A 452-nucleotide genomic window follows, 5' to 3' on the forward strand; every position below is an offset into this window, starting at 1 on the left:
TCGTGCGATACGGCGTGGTGGTCTGGGCGCCTACTTACTTAACAGAAGCCAAAGGCTTTTCTCCAGAAGACTCGCGCTGGTCCTATTTTCTTTACGAATATGCCGGCATACCGGGAACCATTTTGTGCGGCTGGATCAGTGACCGATTCTTCAAAAGCCGCCGGGCACCGGCAGGCGTTTTGTTTATGGCAGGTGTTTTCATTGCCGTATTGGTGTACTGGCTGAATCCAGCCGGCAATCCGCTCGTAGACAATATCGCCTTGATCAGCATTGGCTTCTTAATCTACGGACCTGTTATGCTGATCGGCCTGCAAGCGATTGACCTAGCACCGAAAAAAGCAGCCGGAACTGCAGCCGGTTTGACCGGATTTTTCGGATACATCGGCGGATCTGCTTTCGCAAACGCCATTATGGGCTTTGTCGTTGATCGGTTTGATTGGAACGGCGGCTTT

1 protein-coding gene is annotated in these 452 nt (G+C 52.0%); it reads left to right on the forward strand.

Annotated elements, in window-relative coordinates; all coding sequences use genetic code 11:
* Nucleotides 1–452, forward strand: a 452-nt coding sequence (locus tag RVS70_RS22385) for an MFS transporter (protein ID WP_321134910.1), incomplete at both ends; no start/stop codon positions are given.

It is taken from the genome of Virgibacillus sp. M23, from assembly GCF_034190895.1.
GTDB lineage: Bacteria > Bacillota > Bacilli > Bacillales > Amphibacillaceae > Virgibacillus > Virgibacillus salarius.